At 63.8% G+C, this 21,863-nt stretch carries 23 protein-coding genes; 11 read left to right on the forward strand and 12 right to left on the reverse strand.

The genetic code is table 11. The features are described from left to right. Positions 1 to 11: 11 nt before the first annotated feature. The 4 genes from G471_RS17295 to G471_RS0109645 all read left to right on the forward strand — a co-directional run bounded on the left by G471_RS17295 (position 12) and on the right by G471_RS0109645 (position 3,380). Positions 12 to 719, forward strand: a complete 708-nt coding sequence (locus tag G471_RS17295) for an FCD domain-containing protein (RefSeq protein ID WP_051295425.1) — start codon at positions 12 to 14, stop codon at positions 717 to 719. After that, positions 709 to 2,040 carry a (R)-1-hydroxy-2-aminoethylphosphonate ammonia-lyase gene (pbfA, locus tag G471_RS0109635; protein ID WP_028995165.1) on the forward strand — a complete coding sequence of 444 codons (1,332 nt, stop codon included), beginning with the start codon at positions 709 to 711 and terminating at the stop codon, positions 2,038 to 2,040. Before G471_RS17295 ends, pbfA begins: the two co-directional genes overlap by 11 nt. Then, positions 2,033 to 2,893 carry an EamA family transporter gene (locus tag G471_RS0109640; RefSeq protein WP_028995166.1) on the forward strand — a complete coding sequence of 287 codons (861 nt, stop codon included), beginning with the start codon at positions 2,033 to 2,035 and terminating at the stop codon, positions 2,891 to 2,893. Before pbfA ends, G471_RS0109640 begins: the two co-directional genes overlap by 8 nt. Before the next feature lie 112 nt (positions 2,894 to 3,005). Next, the gene (locus tag G471_RS0109645) at positions 3,006 to 3,380 is read left to right on the forward strand and encodes a Crp/Fnr family transcriptional regulator (protein ID WP_028995167.1); all 375 of its coding nucleotides are present in this window, start codon (positions 3,006 to 3,008) and stop codon (positions 3,378 to 3,380) included. 6 nt (positions 3,381 to 3,386) lie between these two features. On the opposite strand, the gene G471_RS0109650 is transcribed toward G471_RS0109645, so the two are convergent. The 10 genes from G471_RS0109650 to G471_RS17300 all read right to left on the reverse strand — a co-directional run bounded on the left by G471_RS0109650 (position 3,387) and on the right by G471_RS17300 (position 14,620). Then, positions 3,387 to 4,568: a glycosyltransferase gene (locus tag G471_RS0109650; protein ID WP_028995168.1), complete on the reverse strand. Its 1,182-nt coding sequence runs from the start codon at positions 4,566 to 4,568 to the stop codon at positions 3,387 to 3,389. Between the two features lies 1 nt (position 4,569). Further along, entirely contained in the window at positions 4,570 to 5,370 is an 801-nt protein-coding gene (locus G471_RS0109655; RefSeq protein ID WP_028995169.1) for a UDP-2,3-diacylglucosamine diphosphatase, read from the reverse strand. A gap of 68 nt (positions 5,371 to 5,438) precedes the next feature. Beyond that, positions 5,439 to 6,719, reverse strand: a complete 1,281-nt coding sequence (phoR, locus tag G471_RS0109660; RefSeq protein WP_028995170.1) for a phosphate regulon sensor histidine kinase PhoR — start codon at positions 6,717 to 6,719, stop codon at positions 5,439 to 5,441. Between the two features lie 6 nt (positions 6,720 to 6,725). Then, complete coding sequence (gene phoB / locus G471_RS0109665; RefSeq protein WP_028995171.1) at positions 6,726 to 7,412, reverse strand: phosphate regulon transcriptional regulator PhoB; 687 nt, start codon at positions 7,410 to 7,412, stop codon at positions 6,726 to 6,728. Further along, entirely contained in the window at positions 7,409 to 8,098 is a 690-nt protein-coding gene (gene phoU, locus G471_RS0109670) for a phosphate signaling complex protein PhoU (RefSeq protein ID WP_028995172.1), read from the reverse strand. The genes phoB and phoU overlap by 4 nt, the downstream gene beginning before the upstream one ends. A gap of 39 nt (positions 8,099 to 8,137) precedes the next feature. Then, the gene (pstB, locus tag G471_RS0109675) at positions 8,138 to 8,938 is read right to left on the reverse strand and encodes a phosphate ABC transporter ATP-binding protein PstB (protein WP_281170395.1); all 801 of its coding nucleotides are present in this window, start codon (positions 8,936 to 8,938) and stop codon (positions 8,138 to 8,140) included. 56 nt (positions 8,939 to 8,994) lie between these two features. Continuing rightward, on the reverse strand, positions 8,995 to 10,362 hold the full coding sequence (gene pstA, locus G471_RS0109680; protein ID WP_051295416.1) for a phosphate ABC transporter permease PstA: 1,368 nt from the start codon (positions 10,360 to 10,362) through the stop codon (positions 8,995 to 8,997). Further along, the gene (gene pstC / locus G471_RS0109685; RefSeq protein WP_028995175.1) at positions 10,363 to 11,742 is read right to left on the reverse strand and encodes a phosphate ABC transporter permease subunit PstC; all 1,380 of its coding nucleotides are present in this window, start codon (positions 11,740 to 11,742) and stop codon (positions 10,363 to 10,365) included. A gap of 66 nt (positions 11,743 to 11,808) precedes the next feature. Beyond that, positions 11,809 to 12,840, reverse strand: a complete 1,032-nt coding sequence (locus G471_RS0109690; protein WP_028995176.1) for a substrate-binding domain-containing protein — start codon at positions 12,838 to 12,840, stop codon at positions 11,809 to 11,811. A 127-nt stretch (positions 12,841 to 12,967) separates the two neighbouring features. Continuing rightward, the gene (locus tag G471_RS17300) at positions 12,968 to 14,620 is read right to left on the reverse strand and encodes a methyl-accepting chemotaxis protein (RefSeq protein WP_081700201.1); all 1,653 of its coding nucleotides are present in this window, start codon (positions 14,618 to 14,620) and stop codon (positions 12,968 to 12,970) included. A gap of 282 nt (positions 14,621 to 14,902) precedes the next feature. On the opposite strand from G471_RS17300, the gene G471_RS18370 reads away from it, so the two are divergent. Continuing rightward, positions 14,903 to 15,334, forward strand: a complete 432-nt coding sequence (locus G471_RS18370) for an NUDIX hydrolase (protein WP_081700202.1) — start codon at positions 14,903 to 14,905, stop codon at positions 15,332 to 15,334. 57 nt (positions 15,335 to 15,391) lie between these two features. On the opposite strand, the gene G471_RS17310 is transcribed toward G471_RS18370, so the two are convergent. Next, positions 15,392 to 16,954 (reverse strand): CYTH and CHAD domain-containing protein, encoded by a 1,563-nt coding sequence (locus G471_RS17310; protein ID WP_051295418.1) that lies wholly within the window; start codon positions 16,952 to 16,954, stop codon positions 15,392 to 15,394. A gap of 139 nt (positions 16,955 to 17,093) precedes the next feature. Between G471_RS17310 and G471_RS17315 the strand changes: the two genes are divergently transcribed. From G471_RS17315 to arsA, 6 genes are read left to right on the forward strand one after another with little or no spacing between them, the layout of a single operon-like run. Further along, positions 17,094 to 17,459, forward strand: coding sequence for an ArsR/SmtB family transcription factor (locus G471_RS17315; protein WP_043421376.1), 366 nt, complete (start codon positions 17,094 to 17,096; stop codon positions 17,457 to 17,459). Beyond that, on the forward strand, positions 17,456 to 17,956 hold the full coding sequence (locus G471_RS0109715) for an arsenate reductase ArsC (protein ID WP_028995178.1): 501 nt from the start codon (positions 17,456 to 17,458) through the stop codon (positions 17,954 to 17,956). The genes G471_RS17315 and G471_RS0109715 overlap by 4 nt, the downstream gene beginning before the upstream one ends. 8 nt (positions 17,957 to 17,964) lie before the next feature. Continuing rightward, positions 17,965 to 18,369 carry an arsenate reductase ArsC gene (locus G471_RS0109720; protein WP_043421377.1) on the forward strand — a complete coding sequence of 135 codons (405 nt, stop codon included), beginning with the start codon at positions 17,965 to 17,967 and terminating at the stop codon, positions 18,367 to 18,369. Then, positions 18,366 to 19,067, forward strand: a complete 702-nt coding sequence (locus G471_RS17320; RefSeq protein WP_043421381.1) for an aquaporin — start codon at positions 18,366 to 18,368, stop codon at positions 19,065 to 19,067. Before G471_RS0109720 ends, G471_RS17320 begins: the two co-directional genes overlap by 4 nt. Then, a complete protein-coding gene (arsD, locus tag G471_RS0109730; RefSeq protein WP_028995180.1) occupies positions 19,054 to 19,416 on the forward strand; it encodes an arsenite efflux transporter metallochaperone ArsD in 363 nt (120 codons plus the stop codon). The genes G471_RS17320 and arsD overlap by 14 nt, the downstream gene beginning before the upstream one ends. Positions 19,417 to 19,426: 10 nt before the next feature. Beyond that, positions 19,427 to 21,172 (forward strand): arsenical pump-driving ATPase, encoded by a 1,746-nt coding sequence (gene arsA / locus G471_RS0109735; RefSeq protein WP_028995181.1) that lies wholly within the window; start codon positions 19,427 to 19,429, stop codon positions 21,170 to 21,172. Between the two features lie 51 nt (positions 21,173 to 21,223). On the opposite strand, the gene G471_RS0109740 is transcribed toward arsA, so the two are convergent. After that, the gene (locus tag G471_RS0109740; RefSeq protein ID WP_028995182.1) at positions 21,224 to 21,805 is read right to left on the reverse strand and encodes a hypothetical protein; all 582 of its coding nucleotides are present in this window, start codon (positions 21,803 to 21,805) and stop codon (positions 21,224 to 21,226) included. Positions 21,806 to 21,863: the final 58 nt, after the last annotated feature.

Raw genomic sequence — 21,863 nt, forward strand, 5'->3', positions numbered from 1 at the left:
CCCAGACAGCCATGTCCGAATCCACTTCCCTACCGGCCGGCAGCGTGCTCGCGCTGGTCCAGCGCACCTCCCTGCCCCGCCTGGTCGGCGAAGCGCTGGAAAACCTGATCCTGTCGGGCGAACTGCCGCCCGGCAGCAAACTCAACGAAGCCGCACTCGCCGAACGCTTCGGCATCTCCCGCGGGCCGCTACGCGAGGCCATGCGAGGCCTCGAAGAAAACGGCCTGATCTGCCAGGAAAAGAACCGTGGCGCCCATGTCCGCGAGATCGAACTGGCGGAGGCTGCAGACATCTACGCCGTCCGCGCTGGCCTCGACGCCACTGCCGGCCGCCTCCTGGCCGAGCGCATCAATGCCGCACAAATCACCGAACTGCGCAGCTTCGCCGAACGCATGCAGGCCGCCGCCGGCACGAACGATGTCGACACCTTCCACCGGCTCAACCTAGCCTTTCACGACCGCATCGTCGAGATGACCGGAAATCGCGCCCTGAACGAGGTCTACCGCCGCCTGGTCAAGCAACTGGCGCTGTTCCGCCGACGCAACCTGCTGGCACCGCAGGCCATCCCGCACTTTGCCGACGAGCACTCGGCCATCGTCGACCGGCTCGCCGCCGGCGACGGCGCCGGTGCCGCCGAAACGCTTTATGCCCACGCCCAGGGCGGCCGGCAACGCATGCTGCGCGACGGAGAACTCGGCGAGGTATCCAATGCCGCCTGAAGTGGACCGCAGCGAAGGCGACATCAACCTCGGCGCCCGCCGCGTCACCTGGCAGGACCAGCATCTCGACGCGGCGACGCGCGCACTGCTGGCCGAGGACGCGCGCTGGTTCCTGCACCAGTCGATGTCCACGCCCTGCCTCAACGCGCTGGCCGGCGCCCAGGGCAGTTGGCTGACCGACCTCAGCGGCCGGCGCATCCTCGATTTCCACGGCAACAGCCTGCACCAGATCGGCTACGGCCACCCGAAAGTGGTCGCGGCGATTCAGGAAACACTGGCGACCTTGCCCTTTTCGCCGCGCCGCTACGCCAACCGGCCGGCGGTCGAGCTGGCCCGCCGCCTGTGCGAAGCGGCGCCGATGCCGGAGGCGCGACTGCTGTTTGCGCCGGGCGGCACGGCGGCCATCGGCATGGCGCTCAAGCTGGCCCGGCTGGCCACCGGCCGCTTCAAGACGCTGTCGATGTGGGATGCCTTCCACGGCGCCTCGCTGGATGCCATCTCGCTCGGCGGCGAAGCCGTCTTCCGCCGCGGCATCGGCCCGCTGCTGCCCGGTGCCGAGCACGTGCCGCCACACGACCCGGGCCATTGCGTGTTCGGTTGCGGCGGCCGGTGCGCGCTGCGCTGCGTCGATTACATCGACTACTGCCTGGGCAAGGAGGGCGACGTCGCCGCCGTCATCGTCGAAACCGTGCGCTGCACCGATGTCCAGGTGCCGCCCGTCGATTACTACCAGCGCCTGCGCCGCATCTGCGACCGCCACGGCGCGTTGTTGATCCTCGACGAGATTCCCATCGCTCTCGGCCGCACCGGCCACCTCTACGCCGTCGAACGCTACGGCATCGAACCGGACATGATCGTCATCGGCAAGGGCCTGGGCGGCGGCGCCCTGCCGCTGGCGGCGCTGATCGCCCGCGCCGGGCTCAACGTCGGCCAGGACATCTCGCTCGGCCACTACACGCACGAGAAGAATCCGCTCGCCTGCGCCGCCGGGCTGGCGACACTCGACGTGATCGCCGAGGAAAACCTGCTCGAACGCAGCCAAACCCTCGGCGCCGCCGCGCTGGCGCAATTGCGCGCGGCGACCGCCGAGCTGCCGGCGGTGATCGAGGTGCGCGGGGCCGGCCTGCTACTCGGCATCGAACTGAACGACGCCGACCTCGCTGAAGCAGTCCTCTACCGCTGCCTGAGCGAAGGCCTGTCGTTCAAGGTCGGCCAGGGCAAAGTGCTGGTACTGGCCCCACCGCTCAACGTGGACGCCGCCGACCTCGACTGGGCGCTGGCCTGTATGGTCGCGGCCTTGCGGGCGGAAAGCCTTGCCTGAAGCTGGTTTACCGGTCAACGTCATCCTCGTCGTGCTGGCGGCTGCGCTGCTGCATGCCGGCTGGAATGCACTGATCCGTGGCGCCGGCGACAAGGGCTTGTACACCCTGCTGCTGCATGCCTGCAGTGGCACCCTGGGCGGCATTGGTCTCATTTTCCTCGGCCTGCCCGATGCCGCCAGCTGGCCCTACATCCTCACCTCGGCGCTGCTGCATACGGTATACATCGCCTGGCTGATGCGCGCCTACGACGGCGGGCAACTGGCCGTCAGCTACACCTTGATGCGCGGTCTGCCGCCGCTGCTGGTTGCCTTGCTGTCCGCACCGCTGCTTGACGAACCTCTGGGCCTGGGCGACTGGCTGGGCATTGCCGCGATCTGCGCCGGCGTGCTCGGCATCGGCCTGGCCGGCGGCCTGACGCCGGGCCGGATCATCGCCCATCCGGCCAGCCGGGCCGCCATGCTCAACGCCCTGATCATCGCTGCCTACACATTGGTCGACGGCATGGGCGCGCGCGCCGCCGGCAATGCGCTGGCCTACGCCTGCTGCCTCTACCTGTGCGAGCCCCTGCTCATCCTGGCCTGGCAGTACCGCCGCCGGGGTCGCCCGATGCTCGAACATTTCCGCACGCACTGGCGCCTGGGGCTGGCGGGTGCCCTATGCTCGACCACCGCCTACGCCGCCGTCCTGTGGGCAATGACCCAGGCACCGGTGGCGATGATCGCGGCAATGCGCGAGAGTTCGGTGGTCTTCGCCGTCCTCATCGGCAGCCTGTGGTTCAAGGAAGGCCGCCTGCGCCAGGGACTGCTGGCCGGCAGCGCGGTGGTACTCGGCATCGTCCTGTTACGCCTGTAAGCGCGCGGCGATTTGCGCTGGATCAAGCTGGGAGTCTTTGTCATTGCCGTGAAATATTGGCAACGACTCGGCATGTTACAAATGGTGCATCCCAACTCCTATGGAAAGCAGCATGGTTTTCTTCGAACTGTTTGCCCACAATCCAACCATCGTTCGCGTAGCGACCGGCGAGACCCTGTTCAAGGAAGGTGACGATGGTGGCCTGATGTATGTGCTGGCCAGCGGCAACGCCGACGTGATGGTCAACAACCTGGTCGTCGAACAGTTGCAGCACGGCAGCATCGTCGGCGAGATGGGCCTGGTTTCACCCGGCCCCCGTTCAGCCAGTGTCCTGGCTACCAGCGACTGCGAATTCGTCGCCATCGACGAGAAGCGCTTCCAGTTCCTGGTCCAGAACACGCCCTTCTTCGCCATGCAGGTGATGCGCGTGATGGCCGAGCGGTTGCGCGCCGTTGACCGGCTGCTGCCGGTCATCGAGGAAATCTGAGCCGACTCAGGCGCCGGCGGTGACCGGCGCCGACGCCGTGCTGCGCGCTTGCAGCAAGGCCCGGTAGCAGTTGGCCAGACGGCCGGCCATGGCGGTATCCGACCAGTCGTCGGCCAGCCCGCGTGCTTCGTCGGCCAGATGCCCCCAAGCCGCCGGATTGGCCAGTATCCGCCCGAGTACTTCGCCGAAGGCCTGGGGATCGTCGGGCGGGGTGAAACACCCCCGGCCGCTATCGAGGATGTCGGCGGTGCCCATCTCCGACAGGGCGACCACCGGCAGACCGGCAGCCATCGCTTCGAGCAGGACCAGCCCCTGGGTTTCGGTCCGCGAGGCAAAGGCGAAGACATTGGCTGCTGCGTAGCAATCGGGCAGGCCGCGCCGGCGGTCGAGGTAGCCGATGAAACGCACGGCGTCGTTCAAGCCGAGTTCGCTGACCCGGGCCTGCAATTCGCCCATCGCCGGTCCCTCGCCAGCGACCACCAGTAGGATGTCGGGTTGCTGACGGTGGGCATGGCGCAAGGCGTCGAACAGGAAGGCAATATTCTTTTCGTGGGCGACCCGGCCGACGAACAGCGCCACCGGCCGCGCCGGCGCAATGCCGTGGGCCGCCCGGAAGGCCAGCCCGTCGCCACTGGCGAACTGGGCCAGCGGAATCCCGGTCGGCAAGACCTGCATCGGCACCGTCACCCCGTAAGCCTGCAGACGGTCGCGCATCGCCGTCGACGGCACGACCACCGCATCGAGCGCGTTGCACTGGCGGCGCGACAGGCGCCGGGCCTGGGCACGCAGCCAGTTGCCGGGAAGGAAGGGCGCGTAGTACTCGACGTATTCCTCGAACAGCGTGTGATAGGTGGCGACCACCGGCAAGTTGCGCTGTCGGGCGGCCTTGAGACCGGCATAGTGGGCGACGAAGGGCGTCTGCACGTGAATCACGTCGCAATCTGCCGACGCGGCCAGCACCGCCCGGTGCATCGCCCGCCAGCCGACCAGCCGGTCCTCCGGATCGCGCGGCACCGGTCGTCCGGCCACGCGAACGATGCCCGGCTCGTCAGGCTCTTCGCCGTAACGTGGCACCACCAGGCGAACTTCGACGCCCTGCCCGGCCAGCGTCCGGCGGAAGGTTTCGATCGAAGTCGATACCCCGTTGACGCGGGGAAAATAAACATCCGACACCATCAGTACGCGCATTTCAGGCCTCCGCCATGTCTTCTTCGGCTTCGCGCCGGGGCGCGGCCAGGGCCAGGGGCCGGGCTGAGGACACGCCCCACTCGACCAGTTCCAGCCGACCGTCGAAGTGCTCGACGATAGCGGTGCAGGAATCGACCCAGTCGCCGCAGTTGATGTAATCCAGACCGTCGATCTTGCGGATCGTGGCCCAGTGGATGTGGCCGCAGATGACGCCGTCCAGCCCGCGCTCGCGGGCGTGATGAACGGCCGATTCCTCGAAATCGAAAATGAAGTTGAGCGCCGTCTTGACCCGCCGCTTGGCGTAACCGGCCAGCGACCAGTAACCGGGCCGACCAAGCTTGCGGCGTATCCACGACAGCCAGTGGTTGAGTCGGACCAGCAGGTCGTAGGCCTTGTCGCCGAGCACCGCGACCCAGCGGTGGTGGCGCGTGACCTGATCGAACTGGTCGCCGTGGATCAGCAGGTAGCGACGTCCGTCGGCGGTTTCATGCACCAGTTCGTCGGCCACCTCGATGTCGCCGAAAACGATGCCGCAGTAATCACGCAGGGCTTCGTCGTGGTTGCCGGGGATGAACACCACCCGTTCGCCGGCACGCGCCCGGCGCAGCAGTTTCTGGACCACGGTGTTCTGTGCCTGCGTCCAGCAGATGCTGCGACTCATGGCCCAGAAATCGACGATGTCGCCGATCAGGAAAGTCTGCTCGGCCGGGTATTCGCGCAGGAAATCGAGGAGTCTGTCCGCCTGGCACGCCCGGGTGCCGAGGTGGATGTCGGATAAAAACAGGCTTCTGACTTTTGGCATGTCGCCACGATAGCGGCGGCGCATGAAGCCCCGGTGACGGGGAGATTACAAAACCGTGACGGGGAGGCTCACTCGCAACGCACCCGGCTGGCCGGGAAGCAGGCGGCAAAACGGCTGCCCTTGCCGGGCTCGCTGCTGACTTCGAGCGTCGCCTGATGACGGCTCAGCGCGTGCTTGACGATCGCCAGGCCGAGGCCGGTGCCGCCGGCATCGCGCGAACGACCGCGATCGACGCGGTAGAAACGCTCGGTCAGGCGGGGGATATGCTTGGCGTCGATACCGATGCCGGTATCCTGGACGGCAAACTCCGCGCCTTCCGGCGAAATCCGCCAGATCAACGTGATCGTGCCACCGGCCGGCGTATAGCGCACGGCATTGGCAACCAGATTGGCCAGGGCACTGACCAGTTCGGATTCGGCCCCGAGCAGGTCGCCCTGGCCTTCGCTGTCGAGCACGATATGGTGGCGCCCGGCGGACAAGGCTTCGGCATCGCGACGCAGCTTGTCGACCAGGCTGGCCATGTCGACCAGTTGATCCTCGGGCGGCGGCGCCGATTCGATCGACGACAGGGTCAGCAGATCCTGGACGATGGACTGCATGCGCTGCGACTGCTCGCCCATCAGTTGCAGGTAATGCCGGCGGGTATCCTCGTCGACCTCGATTTCCTGCAGCGTCTCGACAAAGCCCGAAAGGACCGTCAACGGGGTGCGCAATTCATGTGAAACATTGGCGACGAAATCGCGCCGCATGCTGTCCAGCCGGTCGGTCTGGGTGATGTCCTTGACCTGCAGCAGCCAGCAGTCCTCGGCGTAGGACATCAGGTACAGCGACAGCACACGTTCAAAATAACGGTCCAGGCGCAGAGTCAGCGGGCGCGTGTAATCCGCTTTTTCCAGATAGGCCATGAAGGCCGGCGCGCGGACGATGTTGCCGATGGCCTGACCGCGATCACTGGCCGTGGCCAGGCCGAGCTGACGTTCAGCCGTCTTGTTGCAGAACTGGATGCGGAAGGCGCCGTCGAGCAGGACAATGCCGTCGTTCATCGCATGCACGGCGGCGATCAGGCGGGCGATGTCGCGCTCGCGCTGCTCGATCTTTTCCAGCAACTCCTTCTCGTGGCGATAGAGCCGGCGGAACACCTGGTCCCATTCGCCGTCGCCTTCCAGGCTGGCATCGAGCACCCGCTCGCGCGACCAGCGTTCGAGGCGGGAAAAATTCCGGTAATGCATCGACAGATGGATGGACAGGCCGGTGTAGAACAACACCCAGCCCATCCAGGTCTCGACATACCAACCGAGCAGGAAGGAGACGATGACCGTCAGCAGGCCATAGAGCAGCGCCCGTTGCACGGCCGGTCAGGCGCCCCGAAAACGGTAACCGGTACCGCGCACGGTCTCGACCCGCTCCTGATGACCGGAGGGTTCGAGCGCCGCACGCAGGCGACGGATATGGACATCGACGGTGCGTTCCTCGATGAACACATGGTCACCCCAGACTTCATCAAGCAACTGGGCGCGTGTATAAACACGCTCGGCATGGGTCATGAAGAAGAACAGCAGGCGGAATTCGGTCGGCCCCAATTCGATCGGCTGGCCATCGGCGAGCACGCGATGGGTCGCCGGATTGAGCTGCAGGCCACCCACCTCGACAGCTTCGCCGGCCAGATGCGGTGCCCGGCGGCGTAGCACGGCACGAACCCGGGCGACCAGTTCCTTGGGTGAAAACGGTTTGGTGACGTAGTCGTCGGCACCGGCATCCAGGCCCTGGACCTTGTCCTCTTCATGGACACGGGCGGTCAGCATGATGATCGGGATGTCACGGGTACGTTCGTCGCTGCGCATCTTCCTGGCCAGCGCGACACCGGATTGTCCCGGCAGCATCCAGTCCAGAATGAGCAGATCGGGCAAGGCTGCGCGGATCGCCGAATCGGCCTCTTCCGCGCTGCCAGCACGCACGACGAGAAAGCCGGCATGCTTGAGGTTGATTACAACCAGTTCCTGAATCGCCGGTTCGTCCTCGACGACCAGAATCGTCGGTGTCACTTGATCGCCTCCTTGTTGTGACGGATGTCGCGGCCCTCGACGATAAAGATCACATGCTCGGCAATGTTCTTGGCGTGATCACCGATCCGCTCGATGGCCCGGGCAATCGACAGGATGTCGATCGCGACCGTGATGGTACGCGGATCTTCCATCATGTGGGTGATCAATTGCCGCATCACCGACTTGAACTCGGCATCGACGTTGTCGTCGGCACGGATCACGCTCTTGGCGAGTTCGCCGTCAAGGCGGGCGAATGAATCGAGCGACTGACGCACCATGACCAGCGCCTCACCGGCCAGGTGACGCACACCAACCGCATACTGCGATGGCATGTGGCCATTGTCGTAGATGCGGCGCACGCCCTTGGCGATCTTCTTGGCCTCGTCGCCGGCACGCTCCAGATCCGGCACCATGCGGCTGATGCCGAGTACCAGGCGCAGGTCGGAAGCGGTCGGTTGGCGCATCGCGATGATATGTGCACACTCGTCGTCGATGGTCACTTCCAGTTCATTGATCTTGCGATCATTGTCGACGATATGTTTCACATGACCGACGTCGCCGTTGCTGTAGGCGTCGATGGCGGCGGTCAATTGGGTTTCGACCAGGCCACCCATCTGCAGCACATGGGTGCGCAGACGATTGAGCTCTTCGTCGAAGATACTGGAAATATGCTGGGTCTCGTTCATGTCCTGTCCTGTCCTGTTCTAGTCATCGGGACGCAACGCTTAACCGTAACGACCGGTGATGTAGTCTTCGGTGCGCTTCTGCGTCGGATTGGTGAAGATTTGCGCCGTCTCGCCGATTTCAATCAGGTCGCCGAGATGGAAGAAGGCGGTACGATCGGACACACGAGCAGCCTGCTGCATGTTGTGGGTGACGATGACGATGGTGTAGTTCTTCTTCAGTTCGGTGATCAGCTCCTCGATGATGCCGGTGGCGATCGGATCGAGGGCCGAGCAGGGTTCATCCATCAGGATCACATCCGGGCTGACGGCCACCGCGCGAGCGATGCACAGGCGCTGCTGCTGACCACCGGACAAACCGGTCCCCGGCGCCTCGAGACGGTCCTTGACCTCTTCCCACAGGCCGGCGCGGCGCAAGCTGGACTCGACGATCTCGTCCATCTCGCTCTTGCTGGAGGCCAAACCGTGCAACTTGGCGCCATAGGCGACGTTGTCGTAGATCGACTTGGGGAAGGGATTCGGCTTCTGGAAAACCATGCCGACCTGGGCGCGCAGCAGCACGACATCGACCGACGGGTCGTAGATATCACGACCATCGACGGTGATCTTGCCGGTCACGCGAGCACCAGCGACGGTGTCGTTCATGCGGTTGAAGCTGCGCAGGAAAGTCGATTTTCCGCAGCCCGACGGGCCGATGAAGGCCACCACCTCGTTCTTGACGATGTCCAGCGAAACACCGTGCAGGGCTTCGCTCTGTCCGTAGAACACGCGGACATCGCTGGCGCTTAGCTTGACCTCCCCTTGGGCCTGAGCCGCCGGCTGCTTATTGATATGGGTTTTCACGGTGCTCCCCGAGGTCGACATTGGAATGTTCAGAGTTTGCGTCATGCTCATGATCTTTACCACCTGGTTTCGTAACGTTTGCGCAGCCAGATCGCCATTGAATTCAGCGACAGCATCAGGGCCAGCAGCACGATGATTGCGGCCGAAGTCCGGCCTTCGAAGAAATTGCGCAGTTCATTGCCCTGCCACAGGAATATCTGCACCGGCAGTGCCGTCGATTGATCGAACGGCGTCGCCGGCACGGCCGAGACGAAGGCACTCATGCCGATCAGCAGCAGCGGCGCGGTCTCGCCCAGCGCCTGGGCGACCCCGAGGATGGTGGCGGTCAGGATTCCGGGCAGTGCCAGCGGCAGCACATGGTGCATGGTCGCCTGAACCTTGGACGCGCCAATGCCCAGCGCCGCTTCGCGGATCGACGGCGGAATCGCCTTGAGCGTCGACCGGGTGGCGATGATCACCGTCGGCAGGGTCATCAGCGTCAACACCAGACCGCCGACGACCGGTGCCGACATCGGCAACTTGAACCACAGGATGAAGACTGCCGCACCGAGCAGACCGAAGACGATGGACGGCACCGCCGCCAGGTTGTTGATATTGACTTCGATCAGGTCGGTGATGCGGTTCTTCGGTGCGAATTCCTCGAGGTAGATCGCCGAAGCCACACCGATCGGCACAGCCAGCAGGATGACGATGATCATCATCATCAGCGAGCCCATGAAGGCGCCGGCCAGACCAGCCGCCGCCAGCGAGCTGCGCGAGTCGGTATTGAGGAAAATGGCGGTACTGAAGCTATTCTTGATGACGCCGTCGGCGTACAGCTTGTCAGCCCACTCGCGGGTCTGGGCGCTCAACTGCTGGCGGTCGTCAGGCAGACTGCGGTCGATGTTGCCCTTGAGCCAGACATCGACGTTGGCATCGGCCAGCAGCTTCAGCTTGACGGTCTTGCCAACGATGGACGGATCGGCAACGATCCGATCACGCAGCGCGAAGGCCTCGCCACTGGTAATCAGGGCGATTGCATCTCGCGGCGAATCGGCTGCCGCCGGGATGTGTTTGGCGATGGCATTGACCAGCAACTGGCTGAAGTCGACAAAGCCCAAATCCATCTGCCAAGCCATATCCCGCTCCTTGAACTGGGCGGGTGATTCACCGGAAGCCTGCACCGGTTTTGGACCAATCTGGACGATTTCCGGATCGAAATGGACGTCGATCTCGAAAGTCGCCTGCCAGAAGGACGGCAGGCCCTTGCTCAGGATCGTGCCGAACAGCGAGGCGACCAGTGCCAGCGCGATCAGCACGGCACCGACACCGACCAAGCGGAAACGGGTTTCCTGGCGCTGGCGGCGTTGCAGCGAAGCCTTCACCTTGGCCTCGATGGCCGCATACCCTTGATTATTAGGTTTGTTCATGGCTTGTTGGCTCATTTATTCATACTGCTCACGGTACTTGCGTACGATGACCAGGGCAATTACGTTGAGGATCAGGGTCATCACGAACAGCGTCAGGCCGAGGGCGAAAGCCACCAGCGACTGGGCGCTGGCGAAGTCCTGATCACCGGTGAGCTGATTGACGATGGAAACGGTCACCGTCGACACCGCCTCGAAGGGGTTCGCCGTCAGCACCGGGCTGTTGCCCGCCGCCAGCACGACGATCATGGTTTCGCCAATGGCCCGGCTCAGGGCCAGCAGGATCGCGCCGACGATACCCGGCAGCGCGGCCGGCAGCACCACCTTGACGATGGTTTCCGACTTGGTGCCGCCGAGGGCCAGCGAACCGTCGCGCATGGTCTTCGGCACCTGGGTGATGATGTCGTCGGACAGCGACGAGATGAAGGGGATGATCATGATGCCCATGACCACGCCGGCAGTCAGTGCCGACGTTGCCCGGATATCCAGGCCGATACCGGCGCCGAGTGCCGACAGCAACGGCCCGACGGTGACCAGCGCGAAGAAGCCATAGACGATGGTCGGGATGCCGGCCAGCACTTCAACCACCGGCTTGACCAGCGAGCGCACCCGGTTGCTGGCGTATTCGGCCATGTAGATGGCCGTCATCAGGCCGACCGGAATGGCCACCAGCATGGCAATGAAGGAGATCAACAGGGTGCCGCCCATCAGCGGCAGCATGCCGAAACCGCTCTGTCCTTCCGCCCCGGTCGTCGCAAAGCGCGGATTCCACACCGTACCAAAGAAGAAGTCGCTCGGGCTGATCATCTGGAAGAAACGCAGCGACTCGCCCAGCATCGACATGACGATGCCGACGGTCGTCAGGATCGCCACCGCCGAACAAAAAATCAGGGCGATGTTGATTGCGCGCTCGACCTTGTTACGGGCCCGGGTTTCGGCGGTCGTCGTTCGCCAGGACCAGAACAGCCCGAGGGCGGCAACGGTAGCCATCAGAGCAGCCACCAGCACCTGGCCGAGGCCCTGATAATGACGCATGGCGTCGGCAGCGGCCATTTCGTACGGCTGCGCTTCACCCAACACACCAAAGCCGGTGGCAATATTCGCCAGACGCTGCAGCAGCACTTTCTGCTGCATCGCATCCTGGGGCAGGAATTCGATCGGGATCGTTCCCAGAACCAGGGTATGGACGATCTGGTTGCCGAAGATCACCCACAGTACATAGATAGCAAACGCCGGCAGGGCGGCGCGCAGGATGGCCAGGGCACCGTGGTAGCCCGGACGGGAATGTGTGGCGCGCGGGCCAGCCAGGCTTGCCACACCGCGTCCGCGCACCAGCCCCATCTGATAGGCCAGCGCCGCGAGCACCAGCAAGGCGATGGCGACGGTGAAATTGTTCATTGTGCTGTTCCGCTTGTTTGACTTGAAAAAAAGGGGGGCACACGCCCCCCTTGCCCCTGCACGGGATTACTTGACTTCAACAGCCTTGCGGTCCTTGATGGCCTTGACGACTTCAGCACGCTCCTTGGCGTTCAGCGGAATCAGGCCAGCCTTGTCGAGCGGGCTGCCAGAACCGGAAACCTGCGGCGACAGGTGATACTGGGCAAACTCCAGCAGACCCGGAATGACGCCGACGTGAGCATCCTTGATGTAGAAGTAGAGCGGACGCGAGACCGGGTACTTGCCGGTTTCGATGGTCGCTTCGCTGGGCACGACGCCGGAGATGGTGGCGACTTGCAGGCGATCGCGGTTCTGGTCGTAGAAAGACAGACCGAAGACGCCGACGGCGGTCTTCTGGGCATCCAGACGAGCCAGGGTTTCGGTGTAATCACCGGCGACTTCGACGACACGGCCGTCGGTACGGATGGCGTTACAGAACTTGTGCACCGCCTTGTCGTCGGTCATTGCCTTGACTTCGGCGAAGGTCTTGCAGCCCGGAATGACGGTCTTTTCTTCATAGACTTCGCGGGTACCGTGGTTGGAACCCGGGATCACCAGGGTGATTTCCTGGTCCGGCAGGCTGCGGTCGATCTGCGACCAACGGGTGTAGGGGTTGGCGACCATCTTGCCGTCTTGCGGGATTTCCTTGGCGGCAGCCATGAAGATGTGGCGCGGCTCAAGCGCGAACTTGCCGCTGTCGCGGCGCGAAGCGAAGACGATGCCGTCGTAGCCGATCTTGACTTCGATGATCTTGGTCACGCCAGCCTTGGCGCAGGCTTCGACTTCCGAGGCCTTGATCTGGCGCGACGAGTTGGCGATGTCGATGGTGTTGGCGCCGACACCCTGGCAGAACTGGCGCAGGCCGCCCGACGAACCGCCGGAACCGACCACCGGTGCCTTGAATTGCGGGAAGGTCTTGCCGAAGTTTTCGGCAACGATCGAGGAGAACGGCAGCACGGTCGAGGAACCGGCGATCTGGATGTTGTCGCGGGCCATGGCAGGCATGGCGGCAGTCGCAGCGGCGACGGTGACAGCAAGAGCAGTAAGGCGGAATTTCATATTTACCTCTCGTGGTACGGATGGGAATCTGTCCTGCCGCCCCCGGGGCGACAGCGTGAATACGTTCGGTCGACAGCTGATTTGCCGGCGACTAGAAGCACTATAAAAGCCCAATGTGACAGCAAGATTACAGTGCCGGGACTGCCCGCAAGCGGAACCTTGATACCGTTCCGGCCAGCCTTTCGCTCGACGTACGCAGCGACACCACGGCGCCAGCCACCGCTTGCTGCCCCGCAGCAATGCGCTCGCTGGCCTGGCTCAGCGACTCGACCTGAACCGCCACCAGATCGCTGGCCTGACGCTGCGAGCGCAGGGTATCGGCCATACCAGTCACTTCTGCCAGAGTTCGCTCGATCGCCTCGCCGATCCGGGTCATGGCCTCGCCAGCACGAACGGCCTGGCTGCGCCCTTGCTCGACCCGAGCACAAGCCGCCGACACCTTGCGACTGGCCGCCTCGATCCCGGTCTGGTTCTGGCTGACCACCGCTTCGATCTCCCGCGTCGACAGCGCCGTCCGCTCGGCCAACTTGCGCACCTCATCGGCAACCACGGCAAAACCGCGCCCCTGCTCGCCGGCTCGGGCGGCTTCAATGGCGGCATTGAGCGCCAGCAGGTTGGTCTGCTCGGCAATTTCGCGAATGACGCCGACCATGGTGCCGATCTGCACCGAGTTCTCATCCAGCCGCGCAATGTCGTCCGCCCCCTCGGCAATGGCCGCCGTGATCAGATCCATCTCGGCCAACATCCCGGCAATCACCCGTCCCCCCTCGGTACCGCTGGCCCTGGCGGACTCGGTCGTCGCCAACACATCCTCGGCTCCGGCAGCGATAACTCCGATGGCGGTGGCCAGTTCCTGCATCGCAGCCGCCATTTCCGCCGCCGAATCCGATTGTGTAGCGGTCGCTGACAGTGCGCCATCGGCAATACCGCCCAACTGACCGGAATGGGTCTCGATTTCGACGACGCCAGCCTTGATCGCGGCAATGATGCGAATCAGCTGCTGCTGCATGTCCTGGATCGAATGCAGGACACCCTGTGCCGGCCCGTCGGGCGGAACCGCATCCAGGCGCCCCTCGGCCACATCACGAGCGATAGCCGCCAGCGCCCGGGGTTCGCTGCCCAGTTCGCGGACGATGCTCAAGCGCACCCACAGCGACAGTCCGACGCCGACCAGCACTGCCATTCCACCGCCCACCAGCATCAGCAGGAGATCACGCTGGTAGCGCGCCTGAGCTGCCTCATACTGTTCTCGCGCCATGTCGAGCTGTAGCTCGATCAGCTCGGCAATCCGTAGCGACAGGGGGTCGATGGTCGCCGGCAAGGTCTTCACCACGAACTGTCCCAGCGCAAAGATATCCTCGGCGTCGAGAATCCGCTTCAACTCCCCCAGGGCGGCATTGGCCCGGGCCGCGCCAGTCTGCAGCTCGCTTGCTGCCGCCTGCTCGACGGCAGACTTGGGCAGACGCTCATAGGCCGCCAGTTTCTCACTGACCAGAGTTTCCGCCGCCACCACCAGATCACGCGCCTGGCTCATCGGCATCAGGCTGCCGTTGGCCTTGTAGGCTGCCCCCATGACGTTCACGGCGTACATGTCGGCGACCTGCTTCAGATCCCTGAGCACCACGACGCGCTGGGTATAGACCGACTCCAGGCCGGTCAGGCTGGTGCGCATCCCGTATACCCCCCAGATCCCTGTCAGACACAGCAACAGCAGCAAAGCAGCGCTGAGCAGAAGCAAGCGCGTACGAATCTGAAACCTGCCCATGTGAACTCCTGTCATTTTTAGCACATCAATAACGACTTGGAAATATTTCACATTGATTTTTCAATTTGATGACGACCACTACAAGCTCACCGACCATGGGCCGAAGTTCGTGCAAGGCGACCGGGAACTACCGGGGGCTGGAATTTCCCGGTATTGACTCGCCCAACACAGTCACTTTGCGAGCCTATCGCCTTGATCGGACAGCGCGATGTCACCGAACGGAAATAAATAAACAATATTTATTGTTTAAATTACTCACCAACAAACCCCTCCAACCCCTCATTACTGAATTCGTACATGGACAAGGGACACAGCCAGCCGGGAGCATGGGCCGTCATTTACTGCGCTGCCACAGGCAAATTTCTGATGGGCAAACGCTCCGCCAAGGTCAACAAGGCAGGTGTGTGGAATCTCTTTGGTGGCCGGATCGATGACGGCGAACGCCCCAGGGAAGCGTTATTGCGAGAACTGGGTGAAGAAGCGGGTATCCGCATCAAGGCCAAACGCCTTGCCAAGCTGGACACCGTGAGCAAAAAGCTGCGTTCCCGGCAGTTCGAGCGGGATATGCACTATTTCGTGATTCGCGCTGCGCACGAATTTTCTCCGCGACTGAACCGGGAGCATAGCGATTTCGGTTGGTTCGCAGCCAAGCAACTCCCATCGAGGTACAACGCCCCCACCTCGATTGCCATCAAGAAAGGCTTGTTCGCGAAGGCGGCCCGCGACTAGGCAGGGTCAAAATACCAGGCAACTGACGGCACATTCCAAGACGCCGGAGCCAGCCGTCTATTCGACATGCAGCTTGATCTCTTGATTCATGAGGCGCCGAATTGTCGCCACCCCCCGTCGCTCGCATTCGGTGCACCAGGGTTGGCAGCGGTTCATCAACGACTCGGCTAAATGCAGGGCGTCGATCATTGTCGCTTGCGCCTGTGGAGTATGCCAGGCAGCGATAGCGTCGCGTGATTCCTGCGGAATTGTTCCGTCCCCGACCCAGTCCTGCAATCTGGAAAGCGCCACGTGAAAATCGTTGAGGAACCCGAACGCGTCCTGCAAGCTGGCAACCGATTTGGCGTAATCCAGCATTTCGTCCTTGTCGAACAGGGGCGCAAAAAACTCGCATGAGTAGCGCAGGTGCTTCAGCGCAATGCGCAAACGGTGCGCTCGCTCCGGGGTGGGCGTTTTGAGGGTCCGGGTCAGACATTTCAGCGCACTGCGGTGCAAGCCCGCGAGCTGCTTCTCGGCGAACCGGAACAGATTCCTGGAAAAATCACCGGCATCCAGGTCTTGCAAGTCGCGGACAAACAGGAGAACCGGAGCCCCGTATTGCAGTTGGGCCAATTGCGTGACCGCCTCCGCTTGCGCCCTGTCAAACGCTGCAAGCGCCGCCTTGACATGCAATTCCGCACCAGCGTCCCCGCATTGCAACATGGGCGCCAGAATACCTGAGCGCATCACGTCCAGATCTCGAACATCACCGGCAACCCGGGACAGCTCCTTGACCCGTTTCGTCCATCGCGCATGATAACGACCGGGCAAAGCCGGCTTGAAGACCTTGAGAAGGCTGCCGAGGCGGCGCAAGGAAACGCGGAATTGGTGAACGAACTCCTGATCCTTCGATGTCAGCACCCCCAATAGATTGGCCTGCCACATCTGCAATCCCTGGCTGGCCAGAAACTGGAATGCCGCATACGAATCCTGCTTGGCCCCGACGAGGCTCGGGGGGGCTTTACGGGCACCGGGAAGCTGCTTGAGAAATAGCTGGTAGCCACGTTCGGCTTTGCTGACATCATGCGGCACCAGAGGCAAATGCGTGGCCAGGGCGATCGCAAAATCAAGCAGGTCTTCGGGCTTTCCCTGCGCCAGTTCAAGCTCTACCTCGGAAATCGGCAAGGACCTGCCATCGGAGACGACATGACCGCTATCGACCATGACCCGGATAGCAATCTTCCTGGCAATATCCACGCGCCAGGTTCGTCGCTCGAACGAGGTGACAAAGACGGGCTGCAGACTCGATTGCCGTTCCTCCAGAAAATCTCGAAGCGTTGATACCTCGATGGCGCTGAAGTCGAAGGCGCCCTTGTAGGAAGTTTCCCACTCGGGCCGCACAGCAAGACCGGCCACGGCCTTGGCGTCACATTTGACCGTTTGCAGTTGCTCGGTGGGCGTTGTACGAAGACGTAGCGCCACTCGTTCCCGGTACAAAGCCATGTCCGGCGTGTCGTAATAAACATTCTCCAGACGCTGCAGGGTGCCGACTTCGATCCCTGCAGCAACCAGTGGATGAGTGCCGACCCGAGCTATTTCGCCTGGAGAACAATAGAGCTTCAATTCAACTTCAGTGGCCATTTGTCGCGGTTGGAGTCGGAATGAAGCGGAGTCTAGCGAAGGCAATATTTCAGCTCTACCTCGCACACCCAAATTATTGTGTTCTCAGCGTCACGGAATCGACATACAATTGCAACAACAATTCGATATTATTGGAAATATGGAAATCAAAGACGCCACCGAAAAACTCGCCGCGCTCGGCAACGAATCGCGCCTGGCCATCTTCCGCCTGCTCGTCGAAGCCGGCCCAGAAGGTCTCTGCGCCGGCGATCTGTGCCGGGCGCTGGCGATGCCGGCGGCGACCGCGTCCTTCCATTTTTCCCACCTGGCGCGTGCCGGGCTGCTGGAAAGCCGGCGCGAAGGGCGCAGCATCATTTACTCGGCCAATTACCCGGAAATGGACGCCCTGATCGCCTTCCTCACCCGCAACTGCTGCCAGGGCGAAAGCTGTCTGCCACTGACTGCAGGCTGCGACAGCATCGAGAAACGCCGCCCCACCACCCCGTTAGCCAAGGAGCCAACATGAGCGATCGCATCTACAACGTACTTTTCCTGTGCACCGGCAATTCCGCCCGCAGCATCCTGGCTGAATCCCTGCTCAACCACCTCGGCCGTGGCCGCTTCCAGGCGTTTTCCGCCGGCAGCCACCCTAATGGCACGGTCAATCCCTTCGTGCTCGAAATGATCAACCGCCAGGAACTGCCGACCGGACATCTGCGCAGCAAGTCCTGGGACGAATTCGCCGCCGCCGGTGCCCCGGCACTGGACTTCGTCTTCACCGTCTGCGACAACGCGGCCGGCGAAGTCTGCCCGATCTGGCCCGGCCAGCCGATGACCGCTCACTGGGGCGTTGAAGATCCGGCCGCCGTCAGCGGCGACGACGAACAGAAGCGCGCGGCGGTGATGAAAGCCTTCATCCAACTCAAGCGCCGCATCGAGCTCTTCCTGGCGCTGCCGATGAACAAGCTGGACAACATGTCGCTGCAGAAGAGCCTGGACGATATCGGCCAGCAAAAGGACTGAGTCCCGACATGAAAACCGTACTGATACTCTGCACCGGCAACTCCTGCCGCTCCCAGATGGCCGAGGCCCTGGTCAACCACGATCTGGCCGGTCAGGTTCGCGCCCTGTCGGCCGGCACCGTGCCGCAACCCAAGGTGGCCGACGGTGCCATTGAAGCCCTTCAACTGGCGGGCATTTCGACTGCCGGATTGCAGCCCAAGGATATCGACGCCGTCATCGGCGAGGAAATCGATCTGGTGGTCACGGTCTGCGACAACGCAAAGGAAAGCTGCCCGGTTTTTCCCCGCCCGATTCCGCGCCTTCACCTGCCCTTCCACGACCCGCACGGCGAACCGCTGGACAGCTTCATCGCCGTCCGCGACGACATTCGCCAGCGGCTGATTGGCGAAGTCCGCAAGGCATTCGCTTTATGAGCACCTGCCTGAGCCGTCGGCTGACTGCCGAAATGCTGGGCACGGCGCTGTTGCTGGCGACGGTCGTCGGTTCGGGCATCATGGCCGAGCGCCTGGCCGATGGCAACATCGCGCTGGCGCTGCTGGCCAACACCATCGCCACTGGTGCCGTACTGGTCGTGCTGATCCTGATTTTCGGTCCGCTCTCCGGTGCCCACTTCAATCCGGCCGTCAGTCTCGCCGACGCCTGGCAGGGTGGCCTGGCCAAACGCGACGTTGCCCCCTACATCCTGGCGCAGGTTGTCGGTGGCCTGATTGGTGTCGCGGTGGCCAACCTGATGTTCGACAACCCGGCCTGGTTTGCCTCAACCAAGGTGCGTACTGGTGGCGCGCAATGGTTCAGCGAGTTCATCGCCACCTTCGGCCTGCTTGCTGCGATCTGGGGCAGTGTGCGGCAACGCCCTTCGGCCGTTCCTTATGTCGTCGGTGCCTACATCACCGCCGCCTACTGGTTCACCTCGTCCACCTCCTTCGCCAATCCTGCCGTCACCATCGCCCGCGCCACCAGCGACAGCTTTGCCGGCATCCGCCCGGACGATGTCCCCGGCTTCATCATCGCCCAGTTGCTCGGCGCATTTGCCGCAACCGCGCTGTTTGCCTGGCTGATGCCTGCTCGCTCTGCCAACACCACCGAGGAGAAAAACCATGCCCAAGCTTGAAATCTACGATCCCGCCATGTGCTGCTCGACCGGCGTCTGCGGCGTCGATGTCGATCCCGTACTCGTCCAGTTCGCTGCCGACCTCGCCTGGGTCGGCGAGCAGGGCGTTGCTGTCCAGCGCTACAACCTCGGCCAGGAGCCGCAAGCCTTCGCCGCCAACCCGGCGGTGGTCAAGGAAATGGAAGCCGGCATCGACCGCCTGCCGATCATCGCCATCGACGGCCAGATCGTCACCACCGGCCTCTATCCGTCGCGCGCGCAACTGGCACAAAAGCTCGGCCTGACACTGAGCGGCGGCGAAGAGACACCGACAAAGTCCTGCTGTTCGCCAAAATCCGGCTGCTGCTGAGGAAATGGCCATGATCGCGCTGAACGGCACACCGCGTCACCTCTTCTTCACCGGCAAGGGCGGCGTCGGCAAGACCTCGCTGTCCTGCGCGACCGGGCTGGCCCTGGCTGAACAAGGGCGACGGGTGCTGATCGTCAGTACCGATCCGGCATCGAATCTCGATGAAGTGCTGGAAACGCCGCTATCCGGCAGCCCGACCGCCATCAACGGGGTGCCCGGCCTGGCGGCGCTGAACATCGACCCGGAAGCAGCCGCTGCCGCCTACCGCGAGCGGATGGTCGCGCCCTACCGCAACCTCCTGCCGGCGGCGGCGATCCAGAGCATGGAAGAGCAGTTCTCTGGCGCCTGCACGGTCGAGATCGCGGCCTTCGACGAGTTCGCCAAGCTGCTCGGCGACGCCGGCGCCACGGCAAACTTCGACCACGTCATCTTCGACACCGCGCCGACCGGCCACACACTGCGCCTGCTGACGCTGCCATCGGCGTGGAGCGGCTACATCGACAGCAACCAGGGCGGCGCCTCCTGCCTCGGCCCGCTGGCCGGACTGGAAAAGCAGAAGGCCTTGTACGCAGCAACGGTCGACCGCCTGTCCGACCCGGCGCAGACCCGCGTCGTCCTGGTCGCCCGGGCCGACAGCGCGGCGTTGCGCGAGGCGGAGCGCACCCGTCACGAGCTGGCCGAACTCGGCGTCGGCAACCTGCACCTGATCGTCAACGGCCTGTTCTCGGCCCGTTCGGACGACGCCATCGCCCAGGCCATGGACCAGCGCAGCAGCGCTGCCCTGCTCGCCATGCCGCCCGGCCTGGCCGGGCTGCCGCGCCAGGTCGTCCCCTTCCTGCCACGCGGCACGGTCGGGCTCGACGCCCTGCGCGCCATCGTCGATCCGGCAGCTATCGCTACGCCGGAAGGCCCGGCCGACGCCAGCACCCCGTTGCCCGCCGGCCTCGGCGCGCTGATCGACGAACTGGCCAGCGCCGGTCACGGCGTGGTCATGACCATGGGTAAAGGGGGCGTCGGCAAAACCACCGTCGCGGCGGCCGTCGCCGTCGCGCTGGCCCGGCGTGGACACAAGGTGCACCTATCGACCACCGACCCGGCCGCCCATGTCGCCGCCGCCGTTGGCAGCGAAATTCCCGGGCTCTCGGTCAGCCGTATCGACCCCGCCGACGAAGTGGCCGCTTACACCGAAGAAGTATTGAGCAAGGCGCGCGGCACACTCGACGCCAGCGCCCTGGCGCTGCTGGAAGAAGACCTGCGCTCGCCGTGCACCGAGGAAATCGCCGTGTTCCGCGCCTTCGCCCGCGAGGTCGATCGCGGCAGTGAGGGTTTCGTCGTCCTCGACACCGCGCCGACCGGCCACACCATCCTGTTGCTCGACGCCGCCGAGGCCTACCATCGCGAGGTGCTGCGCACCCGCGGCGAAATGCCGGCCGCCGTGACGCAGTTGTTGCCGCGCCTGCGCGACCCGGCCTTTACGCATGTATTGGTCGTTACCCTACCGGAAGCGACGCCGGTGCACGAAGCCGAGCGCCTGCAGGGCGACCTGGCCCGCGCCGGCATCCAGCCCTGGGCCTGGGTCATCGAACAGAGCCTGCTCGCCAGCGGCAGCCGCGACCCAATGCTGTCGCTGCGCGGCGCTTACGAAATCCCGTTCATCCGCCGCGTCGCCGACACGCTGGCGCCGCGCTGCGCGCTGGTGCCGTGGCTGGCAGCCGCACCGGTCGGGGTGGACGGGTTGCGGCAACTGGATCACTGATCCTGGCAGCCCATCCGGGAAGCGGGCCGGGGACACCGGCCCGTTGCCTGCTTACTTCTTGCTCGGACGTCCGGTCTTGATGCGCTCGACGCGATCCATGACCGCCTTCAGTTCGGCATCGTTGAGCGCGGCCAGTACGGCAACGCCGGCACGCAGCAGCTCACTCTTCTTGACCTCGCCGCCAAGGCCGCCCATGCGCTTCTTGAGCACGGCGATCTGGGCGTATTCGGCTTCCGGCATGGCATAGCTGTCGCGGACCAGCTTCGGCTTCCTGACCTTGGCGGGCTTTTCAGCCTTTACCGGCTTTTCCACCTTGGCGGGCTTGGCCTTGCTGGCTTTCACCGGCTTGGCCTTGGGTGCCTGGGGCGGGTCGTAGCAGATGGCCTCGGCCTGCTCCAAGGCTTCGGCCAGGGCTTTCTGATGCTTGGCAACGGTCTCGGCAACAGCCGGCGCCTTGCGCGGGGTACGCGCCCGGGCGGGAGCCGCGGCCTTGGCCGGCGCGGCGGCTACCGGTTTTTCGGCAACGGCCGCCGCCGGGGTGGCGACTTTGGCGGCGGCCGCTGCGGGCTTGGCTGCGGGCTTGGCTGCGGGCTTCTGTGCGGCGCTTCGCGGCGCTTGCTTGGTATTGGTCATGGCTACTTTCCCTGTAAAAACGGTATGTGTAGTTTAGCGATTTTGCACTGTCACAAGA

This window comes from Azonexus hydrophilus DSM 23864, from assembly GCF_000429605.1.
Classification (GTDB): Bacteria; Pseudomonadota; Gammaproteobacteria; order Burkholderiales; family Rhodocyclaceae; genus Azonexus; species Azonexus hydrophilus.